The following is a 9,761-nucleotide window of genomic DNA, read 5'->3' on the forward strand; positions in this document are numbered from 1 at the left end:
CAATGATTTATACGGAATCTGTTCTCGTCCGGGACAATATCCGTGCAGACACACCGACCATCTTGCTTCTCGTTGGCTCGGAGCCGTTTGAACCACTTCTCGAATTTTTCCGAGAGAAGTGCGTTTCTCTTTCCTCCGAGCGCAGCTACGCCCAAGCAGCGGGGCGGTTCATCGAATGGCTCTCAGTGCGGGCCGATGAGTTCGAGGAGACATCGAAACGTAGCCTGCTCTACACGGCATTTGTCCATGACTTACGCTTTGGCACATACCAAGATTGCCTGGACGTCCACGGGCTGAACTGGACGCCGACCAGTCATCAAAATCTGAAACGGTTAATAAACGCACTTTTAGAGTTGAGCGACTGGTTAAGCCGCCGTCATAGCGCCACGATGCTGAACCCAATTCATCATCAAGCATCGGCCGCCGACCAACTTATCTTCTGGCGCAAATGGAATAAACAGAAAAGCGGCTCTCTCTTGGCGCACACGAAGAGTCATCGCCGAGTTGCCGAAAGTGTTTTCGCAGTGCGCCAGGCTGGCTTGCCTAGGACGCGGAATGGGATGCTGCAAGAAGCCAGGGCTTTTCCAGCCGACCGGCTGAATGATTTGCTATGGAATGGATTTGCCAATCCCGGTAACGAAGGCGACCCACGACCATGGGTGAAATACAACTTGCGAGACATCCTCATTACGCTGCTGTGTGCCTACGGTGGTTGCCGCGTCTCGGAGCCCCTCCACCTGTGGGCTGACGATGTATTCGTAGATCCGGACCATCCAGACATGGCGCTTGTCTTGATCCACGACCCTAGCGATGGCATGGCCGAATATATTGACCCATTCACCGGAAGCCGTCGAAAGATCGTCCGCGCCGACTTTTTGCAACGCTTTTGCGGAGGCCGAAAACCGTTGACTCGGGAAACCGGCCGTCGGCATGCAGGATGGAAAGGATGTCTGCTTACACACCGAGAACGCAAAGCTTTCCAGGTCATCTGGGTTGATAGGAATGCCGGACGGATCTTCCTGACACTATGGCGGTTGTATATTCAGTATGTTCGGCCCGTCACTCCGCACGTTCCTTGGGCATTCGTCACCAAGCACGGCCAACCGTTGGGCGTAGAGGGCTTTGACGATTCGTTCAGGTCCGCCGTACGTCGTATTGGACTGACACCAGCTAAATGGGCTGGTACGTCAAGCCACGGACTCCGTCACCGTTACGGTCAGTGGCTTAATGAACTCGGCTTAGGCGACAAGGAAGGGCAAGTCGCGATGCACCACCTCAACTCCAAAAGCCAAGAGGTCTATCGCCAGCTAGGTCTCGCGAGGGTGGTTGACGCAATTGACAAGGTGTCAATTTCGACGTTGCCTGAATTTAAGGAAGCCGAATGACTCTGATTTGCCAGCTCGACCAGTATTCCGTCGCGACCAGTGAACTGACCGGCCGAACCATATATATAAACGACGCACTTGACCAGTATCTCGTATCACCCGCCATCAGTTTCGCAGACGTGGCAACGATTGCGACTGGCTGGCTGAGAAAGATCGAGGCGGCCCCTCCCGAAAGGCGTCCTCCGCCACGACTGCGTGCGGCGGTAGCGGTATTGGCCCAATGCCGGTCTCGTGAGGACGTAGCCGAGGCGTTGCACGCCATCCTTGTTATCCAGTATCGCGATCGGTTGACTACCAGTTCAGTGCATATTTTCCAGCAACTGCTGGTCGTGCTGCTCCTGCAACTTTGGTCTTGCGGCGCCATCGCCTGGCCCGCGAAAGAACAAGTTCCGTTTTCCAATCCTGCGCTAATGCTGGCCAACCCAGGATTCACCGAACAACCCTTGTCCTATCTGACGCGGATTCGCTCGTATCTGAACAGAGGCGGCACAGACGACGCAGCCAACTTCCGATTCATCTTGGACCACATCTTGTCGCGGGCCGGCATCATGGAAATTGGCGACATTACCCCGAAAACGTTTTATCTTACAGAGGACCGTACTCGGCGCGGCAAACTGCGTTCCACGGGAATTCAAGGTGTGTTGAATGTCTTGCGAGAAGAACACCATCAGCAAGCCATTAGCTGGGCTCCCGAAGACTTCGGCTTTTTCAAGTCCAAGATGGGTCATCTAGCGCGAGACGAGAATTTCGCTTGGCTGGTCTCGAACGACCCCGCAATGGCTAGCTGGGCGCGGTTAGCCATTGAGCATCTGGAAGCCAATCCAACAAACTTCCGAAAACGGAAGTCTTCTCTCAACAACTTTCTAAAGCATTACCTTGATCATCCGGAATTGCCGCGCAATCCGGCCGAGTATTTTGACGTCCGACGACGGCCGGAGGCGCTGTTCGCCACGCTTGGGAACAAGGGCCGTCAAGTCATGGCAGTTATCCACGAATTCCTGAACGAAGCGCTCTTCAAGGTCTGCGCCCAGCCGAACGACAATGAAGTTCCCATCTTGATGCCGGGTTTTGCAAATCCACTTCCGAAGCCAAGTTACAAGAACGTGAATAAAGGCGAAACCCACAGGGAGGCCATGCCGACTCGAATGATTTGCCTTGCAGCTCACATTCTGACGGAGAACGACTTCGCTTGGGCCAAAGAAGCTGGGCGTATCAACGATGCTTTCCGATGGCCAAATCCGGAAACCGGCGAATTCGACACGGTGTGGAGCCCAGTGAGGGCGTACGCCATCCTGATCAAACTCCTGTTGCCCGCCCGAACCTACCAGGTACGCATGCTCGATAGTGGAGAAGGAGATACCTTTCGCTACGAATGCGACGATCTGTGGGAAATTAACCAAGGCGTTCATCGACCATCGGTTGCCGGAAAACCAATTGAACGTGGCGTGTTCCGAAAGTATAAGCGCAGGGATGGCACTGACGGCGCAGTGTTCTATTTCAATACCAACAAGACCGCGGACATTGAGAGCGTTGTGAAGGGCTATCTCATGCCTTGGGAGAAGAAGGACGCGTTAAAACTCCTGAAGGACCTGCGCAACTGGCAGGAGAAATACAACCCGGTAAAAGGACCTACCGCGTGGTCTGACATCGTTGAATTAAAGAAGATCAAGCATGCCGACGATCTTGCCAAGATGGGGTCCAACTTCTTCCTGTTTCGTGACCCAGCCAACAAGACTCGTCCGGACCTGCCTATAACCGATACGCGCGTGCGCAATCTGTGGCTGAAGCTAATGGACGAAATGGAGCATCGCCTAGCGGAGGGGGGCGAAAATCTCAGCAATGGCGACGCTATTAAGTTGATTCTGGCCCGGGACCATACGGGGCAGCCCACATCCGCTACCTTCGATCTGCATAGCCTGCGGGTTTCCATCATTACCGCCATGTACGAAGAAGGCGTTCCGCCGGAATACTTAATGAAGATCGTCGGCCACGCCACTGTCCTGATGACCCTCTACTACACAAAGATCAATGCGGAGACTTTGAGCTTGCGTATGGACGAAGCGTTACTGGAACGTCAACGTAAGTCACAGGCGGAAATGGCTGGCTTCATTAAGCGAGCCAGTCGGCAGGAACTGGAGCACGCCGTTGCCTTTCGGCATCCCTCCGCACTGGACGCGACAGCAAGCGGAACTGGTGTGGGGATGCTGGTCATGGACCACGGAATCTGTCCTGTCGCGGCCAAACGCTGTCATGAAGGCTTGGCGGTCACAGACCCCGCCGCCGGCGTCACTCGCTACCAAGCTGTACCAGGCGGCGCTACGAACTGCACATGTTGCCGGTTTTTTATGACCGGTCCAGCTTTCCTCTTTGGGTTGGAGGCGCATGTAAATGATTTGGCATATCGGCTAAAGAAAGCCTCCTTCACGTTCGAGAAAGCTCAAGTGAATTTCGACACATTGGTCGACGTCCACGCAGCTGCTTTGGGGGAGAAGAGGCCTTTCCATCAGCAGCGAGATTTGGAACTTGCTGAAACTGCTTTCGAATCAGCGACAGCTGAGGTGGACGGCATTGCTTTGAGCCTTCAGTCAGCGTATGCCCTCACCGAACAATGTCTTCACATCGCGTCCAAGTACCTTGGCGATGGTCTCTCGCTCGTTGCGGCGGGGGGCACCGGACAACTGGAAGCCGTCCTGTCTGAGAGCCACGAATTCGATCAACTCAATCGCATCTGCACAAGTGCAACGCTATTCGACGGCTTGCATATCAACTGGCAGCGCCCGAATCTTGAACGAGCGAGACTATTTGACCGAATGCTTCGCAATTCCGGGCATGAACCGCGCCTTTCGTTGCTTGATGACGAAGCCACCCTTCATGTGGCCAACGCCATGGCCAGATTTCTGTATGCCCGTTTGGACCCAAGCACAGTGCATGCACTAATCGACGGCCGTACCACGCTGCGAGCGCTCGGGCTGGACAAAGCCTTTATGGGCGAATTAGAGCGCCTCGAGCCCAAGACCTTGGTCAGATCCCCGCATGTATTGGAACAATCATGACCAAGCAATATGCCTCAACGAGCGTCGACATTTTGCGAGATGCCCGACAGCTTTATCAGATGCGCAGAAACATGGCAACCAAATCGTCCAAAGTTGAGAACCTCGATAAGTTATGGGAGGTGCTCAAGACGATTCAGGACGAGGGCGGCAGGGACTACTCTCTTGCTGAAGTGGGGCGACGCCTAGAAAAGCTCGACGGACCAAAGACACAGAGTCTTCGAAATATCCAAGGCGCTCACTATCGGGAAATTATCACCGCGTACGCGAACGCGGTCAGTGGTGCGACTCGATACGTGGCCAAAACCAAATCTAACGTGGAGCAGGCCCTAGCACTGGTTACCGATCCCAGTATTCGATCGATCCTCCGGGTGGCACTCGATGAAGCTAAGCGACTGAAGGTGGTCAATGACAACCTACACGCCGCCTTCAAGACATTTCAGGTGGGAACCGCATTACCTAAGGTAGAGATCCCAGTAGCGGCGGAGACGCAACGACCAAGCCTGACGAATGAAAACGCCCCCGCAGCGCTATCTCCGCGCCTGCTCAACGCTCTGCGAAAAGGCCTCGATAAAACTCGCCTTGCGCAGCAAGGCTTGCAAGTGGCCATAGACGGCAGCGTGCAGAACGATCATGGCGACAAGCTATTCCCCCCTTCTTTCGCTACCGCGATTCAGGCGATTCTAGACAATCATGGCGTCTCCGCTTCAAGCCGACCTCGTTAAGATGCAAAATTGCAAACGGGACACGCTCGGAGCGCATCTAGGGCATTCTGCAGGGGAACGGAAACTGTTGGACTGGGCGTCCTCATAAATCAAGAACTTGCCAACAAGTCCGATCACGCGCCAGAAGACGTGGAACCGAATAAACTAGACGCAGCGGACTTTGACGGGAATCGTTGGATTTGCCGGAGTGTGAGAGCGGCCCGCGTTGCGCCGGTTGTGAAGGCAGCGTGCGGCCGGCCAAGGCCGCCGCCGGTAACGGTACCGCCCGTGTGGGATATCACTCCTGCACCGTAGTTTTGTCGCGCACTTTGCGTCATGCAATACGCATCAGACGAACACTGAAGTCGCGAAAGTAAGCGCACAATCAATAAAAAAACGACGAGAGGATGCCTCTTGGAGTGACGCAGAGACGGGCAATGCATAGCGTTGTATAAATAAAGACGAGAGGCCATCAATGGAAGACCAAAAGGCAGAAAACGCATATCGACCTGCCGACGCGCCAGAGGGAGAAGCCGCCGTCGATCTCGAAGTCAAACGAGCCGCCGCTCGGCTTAAAGCGAAAGAGAGTTTGATTGCATCACTTGCCGGTGGTGATTTTTCAAATCAGCAGACGCGAGTCGCGCATATCCTTAATTTGCATCCCGCTGCTCGCAATAGTGACGTCACGCTATCTCTGAAATACTGGGAGACGTTCCAGCCCGAACTGTACAACCCAGAAGGAATCAAACCAGCAGATTTTTTTAAACTCGATCGGGTTCCGTTTCTTGTTCGGGCACGGGCGAAGATTCAAAACGAATATGAGTTGTTTCAAGCCGAAGACCAGATACGACGGCGTCGCAAGAGCCGCGAAGACGACATGCGTGACGCGGTATTAGGTGATGACGCGCCAAGGCAAACGCTGCAAGTCTTCTCGGACGAGACTGGCAAGAACGAGGAGCACGTGATCATTGGTTCAGTTTGGGTATTGAATGGGCGTGCCGTCTATGACGTGACTAAGGCCATCAAAGATTGGCAGACTGGTTCGAAATTTGCGAAGCGTGAAATGCACTTTTCCGCGTTTGGCCGTGGAGATTTGCACGCTGTCGATGAGTACCTGAATATTGTGGCTGCGAACCGGGAGTATCTGAGCTTTAAATTGATGGCGATGCCCAAGCGCAACACCCGACGCCCCATTGAAGAAATCGTGCAGCGGCTGCACGAGATGATGCTGGTGCGTGGTCTGCGTCACGAGATCGAGAGCGGGCGGGTTGGGGTACCGCGCCACGTTGGTGTGACGGTGGACGAGGAACAATCGATTGACCGAATCGTATTATCAGAGATTCGAAATACGGTAGCAGAAGGGGTCGAACGTGCCCATCTCGACGGAGTAACACTTGACGAGCGCTTCAACGCGGTGTCGTCAAAAGAAAGCGCTCTTATACAGCTTGCCGACGTAATAGCAGGAGCCGCGAATCGACGGCTCAATTTTCGGGGCGATCGAAACTTCAAGGATGATATCGCTGACCGCATAATGGATGTTTTGGGCCTGCAATTGGAGGAAGGCGTCGCAGCGGAAATAGATGCGGCAGTGCTTTTCAAGATTTGATCCGCTTCAGGCAAATTCGTCAGTATCTTGTGAGTCGGAATGAGCCGAACAATCTAGAATCGCAGCACTTCGAACAGGTTAAGTACAACATGATGCGAGAGAAATTGTTCACCGTCACTGCGACGGCGAAGATCAAAGGGGTAAAGGACCGGCGCAACATTCGTCCCCTCGCGGACATCAAAGAGCGTATCGCATACGATCCAGGGACAGGCTCGTTCACGTACCGTATTGACTGCGACGCAGGTAACGCCGGAGAGGATGCTGTGTGGCGTTGCCGCAGAACCGACAACGTTGGTACCCCCTACGAGAGCACGCGTTACTGGGAGCTGGTAAAATTCGCGAGCGACCATTGGTACGATCCGCGCAAACTCGCATACTACTTTGTGACTGGTGCGTGGCCCCCCATTGACATGTGGGTCGCAGGTGGCAAGAAATTCGACTACTCCGCCGAAACACTCCAACTCGTGGTGTCTGGTGAACGCCCTCTGCGCGCCATGACTGCAGAATCAGATACGACCCCGGTCGTATCGGAGACGCGCGCGCTGCAGCCGAGGAAAGGACGGTTCGCACGCCTGTTTCGCCTCTAGCCAACTGAAACGGATTCCCAGCAGATCGAAAAACTTAGGAATCTGCTGTCTTTGGCCGGTCGGGAGCGACATCAACGACTCGACCGGTGTTGCGATCCAGATAGGATGTTCGAATCCCTTTCAGATGCAAATCACGTACGGCGCGCGCGATGGCTTCGTTTGCGCGATTCAGGAACTCTTGGCTGCGCATGAAGCGTCCCAATTTGTCGGGCGGCATAGCTTCCCCACATCTGTTTAGTCTTATCCGAAGCATACGCGCTCGATGCCAAACTTACGAGGTCGCACTGAGCGCGACCAAATAACCTCAGGCAAACCCAGTAGGAATTCGCTTCTTCAAGGAGATGCGCCTTGGGCCCGCGTCGGCAAACGGAATTAGTTGGACTGGCGTGCGGGTTGGTTAGGTTAAACTCGGAAGCACGGAATTGCATGGACTACCCGGAATCGACGGCAACACTGGTCGCCGTATGGTGGTCGTCAGCGGAAGGCGGCCGGCACTTCATGACCCTAAAAGCGCCGCCGTTCAGCACGTTTGACCGCGGACACCCGTTCCCGCACTCGAATGACCGCCTAGCTTGGCACGGTCAGCTCATGCTCTTCACCGCATTCTTCCACGCACCGAGAACCTGCGGCCCTACTGATCGTACACCGCATGACACATCCCAGTCGAAGAATGCCTGAACACGCGGAACTACGCCCGAGTCGGACCCGTCCCTGTGAGTCAGAGAATTGAGATGCACGCCGTTCAGCAGAACGTGAACGACCGCAACCGTGAAAAGGGCGTCGTCTCCTCCGAGCGCATCGAGATACGGCCAGAGCGCATAGTCGTCAGCACCGCCTCCAGCGGCCCGAAACGCGTTTGGGTAACGTGCAAATAGCGCTTGGAGAATGCTTCGCCACTTGTCGTCCGCGAGACTCCAGTGGGTCGCAAACGGCAAGGCGGATTCGAAGAGCTTCTTCCACATGGGCGCGGCCAGATTACGTAGTTCCCCACGGTCAGCCATGATCCATTCGAGAAGCGCGATTCCCACGTTGGCGAGAAAGAGGCTCGGATGGACCGCGTCGCGGTCATTGGTGTATGACCAGTGCGCGGCTTCTCTGCGCTGCGTCGCCAGCATGACCCAGTCCTTGTCCCATGCGCCGATCGCGTCGTTTTCCTGCAGATACAGCTTCGCAACCGTATAGTGCCGCCAGTTGGGTAGCCTTTCCTGTCCATAGTCCCATAGAGCTGGATTCTTCGCGCACAGATGACGCTGGAACGCCGGCCTGAGCTCCGCTTTGCGACGGCTCGCATCGGAACCGTTCACGAGGACCGCAATCATGAAATAGTCAAAGCTCTGGGCAAGCCTAGACTTTATTTTTGCCGCATTCCATCCGTCATCGACAGTCGTCTCTTCATTCTCCTTCTCGGGTACGTCCAGATCAGCGAACTGCCCAATCGTCGTCGCATCAACGTCGTGCTCCGCCATGACGTCAATCGTCGCGGAGAATATGCCGTCAAAGTGCTCGCCGCTTTTGGCGCCAGCAAGCCGGATGAGATGCCGGGACCAATTAACAACAAGGAAGCGTCCATCGGGACGGCTCAGACATATCTCTGCCAGACAACGGGCCAAGGAGGATACTTCTTCTACCCCAGCCATCGGGTCCGCCGGCGTGCCCGCGAGATCCGTCAGGTGCCGGAACGCTGTCGCAAGCAGCACGGGTGCGACTAGGCTGCGGTTCCACGACCGGGTTTCCTGATTCTCGACAGTCGGCGCCACTGCCAGTAACCGGAGAATGACATCGAAGTCCATCGCGATAGCCGGCCACGTCAGCACCGATTCTGTCAGTGGAGGCACCAGCAGTCGGTCGCACGCAGCGAGGAACGCGGCCGGCTGCGGACCGCTCAGGGCGTGCACCACCGAAAGTTCGTCGGAATACATGTGGAAATGGTCCCACTGCCGTCCACGCCACACCTCAACGAGGTCCGTTTCCTTCGACCACGATTCTTCCACAGCGGAGAACATTGGATCGAATCTGCCAGGTATCAATCTGGATCGATCGGACGCGATGTAGTCCGCCAACGAAAAGAACGCGTCGATGAGCGGCGATGAAGCATCGGAGAGATACTTGGCTAATCCATCATAGAAACCGAACAGCCGGACGTCGCTCTCGCCCGTCAGTGCCGCCAGGTCGCAGATTATCGATGCGGGATCGCCGCTCTTCCCCAGAGCCTCGGCGAGACTCCACCCGACCAGATAGTTGGCTTCGCCAGCCTCTCTTGATTGACCGTCCGTCAACGCCGTCACGACCTGACGGGTCACTTCCGCCGGAATACTGATGGGTGCATCAAATATTGCCTTATGTTCTCAGGCGGCGTAACGAACATGCTTTTCCTTGAACAGATTGCGAATCACGTGAGGTTCCTTCTGCCGGCGATGCAGATGCCGACG

At 55.3% G+C, this 9,761-nt stretch carries 6 protein-coding genes; 5 read left to right on the plus strand and 1 reads right to left on the minus strand.

Features of this window, described 5'->3' with window-relative positions:
• Positions 1-2 precede the first annotated feature (2 nt).
• The 5 genes from gmtY to ACTJLC_RS30760 all read left to right on the plus strand — a co-directional run bounded on the left by gmtY (position 3) and on the right by ACTJLC_RS30760 (position 7,332).
• Positions 3-1,385 (plus strand): gamma-mobile-trio recombinase GmtY, encoded by a 1,383-nt coding sequence (gmtY, locus tag ACTJLC_RS30740; protein ID WP_440846196.1) that lies wholly within the window; start codon positions 3-5, stop codon positions 1,383-1,385.
• Entirely contained in the window at positions 1,382-4,438 is a 3,057-nt protein-coding gene (gene gmtZ, locus ACTJLC_RS30745) for a gamma-mobile-trio integrase GmtZ (protein ID WP_440846198.1), read from the plus strand. Before gmtY ends, gmtZ begins: the two co-directional genes overlap by 4 nt.
• Entirely contained in the window at positions 4,435-5,160 is a 726-nt protein-coding gene (gmtX, locus tag ACTJLC_RS30750; protein ID WP_440846200.1) for a gamma-mobile-trio protein GmtX, read from the plus strand. The genes gmtZ and gmtX overlap by 4 nt, the downstream gene beginning before the upstream one ends.
• A gap of 454 nt (positions 5,161-5,614) precedes the next feature.
• Positions 5,615-6,745, plus strand: coding sequence for a DUF3800 domain-containing protein (locus ACTJLC_RS30755; RefSeq protein ID WP_440846202.1), 1,131 nt, complete (start codon positions 5,615-5,617; stop codon positions 6,743-6,745).
• 89 nt (positions 6,746-6,834) lie between these two features.
• The gene (locus ACTJLC_RS30760; protein WP_440846204.1) at positions 6,835-7,332 is read left to right on the plus strand and encodes a hypothetical protein; all 498 of its coding nucleotides are present in this window, start codon (positions 6,835-6,837) and stop codon (positions 7,330-7,332) included.
• A gap of 581 nt (positions 7,333-7,913) precedes the next feature.
• On the opposite strand, the gene ACTJLC_RS30765 is transcribed toward ACTJLC_RS30760, so the two are convergent.
• Complete coding sequence (locus tag ACTJLC_RS30765; protein ID WP_440846206.1) at positions 7,914-9,632, minus strand: hypothetical protein; 1,719 nt, start codon at positions 9,630-9,632, stop codon at positions 7,914-7,916.
• Between the last annotated feature and the right edge of the window lie 129 nt (positions 9,633-9,761).

The organism is Paraburkholderia sp. 22099 (assembly GCF_052045835.1).
GTDB lineage: Bacteria > Pseudomonadota > Gammaproteobacteria > Burkholderiales > Burkholderiaceae > Paraburkholderia > Paraburkholderia terricola.